The sequence below is a fragment of the Streptomyces sp. NRRL WC-3549 genome, from assembly GCF_000721935.1.
Taxonomy (GTDB): Bacteria; Actinomycetota; Actinomycetes; order Streptomycetales; family Streptomycetaceae; genus Streptomyces.
On sequence record NZ_KL585394.1, the window covers coordinates 249,199 to 249,908 of the forward strand.

The following is a 710-nucleotide window of genomic DNA, read 5'->3' on the forward strand; positions in this document are numbered from 1 at the left end:
ATGTGTATAAGAGACAGCCCGGGAGTCGGTGCGCCTGGCGTTCGTCGCGGCGCTCCAGCACCTGCCGCCCAAGCAGCGCGCGGTACTGATCCTGCGGGAGGTGCTGGCGTGGAAGGCGAGCGAGGTCGCCGAGCTGCTCGACACCTCGGTCGCCTCGGTCAACAGCGCCTTGCAGCGGGCCAGGGCGACCCTCGCGGACACGGACGCCACGGCTCCGGACGCGGCGAACCCGCTGGACGAGGAGCAGCGCAAGCTCCTGGACCGCTATGTGGCGGCGTTCGAGGGGTACGACATGGCGGCGCTGACCGCGCTGCTCCGCGAGGACGCCGTGATGACCATGCCGCCGTTCGACCTCTGGCTCCAGGGGCACGACGACATCACGGGCTTCATGCTCAGCATCGGCGCGGGCTGCGCGGGTTCGAGGCTGGTCGCGATCGAGGCCAACGGCTCCCCGGCCTTCGCGCACTACAAGCCGGATCCGGACGGCCCCGGGTTCGTTCCGTGGGCGGTGCAGGTCATCGACGTCTCGGGCGGTGCCGTCACCGGGATGCACTGCTTCCTGGACACCCCGCGCTTCTTCCCGCTGTTCGGGCTGCCCGACCGCCTGGACGCGGGGTGAGGTTCCTGGGCCGGCGCCCCCTGCGGAACGGACTGATAGCCGGCTGGACGGTGGTGGCGCTCGCCGGCTGGGGCGCCACGCAGTGGATGGG

General features: G+C 71.4%; 1 pseudogene. It reads left to right on the forward strand.

The annotated features are described in order from the left end of the window. Positions 1-13: 13 nt before the first annotated feature. Positions 14-619: pseudogene (locus tag IH13_RS0111890) on the forward strand (RNA polymerase subunit sigma-70); the annotation flags it as partial. Positions 620-710: the final 91 nt, after the last annotated feature.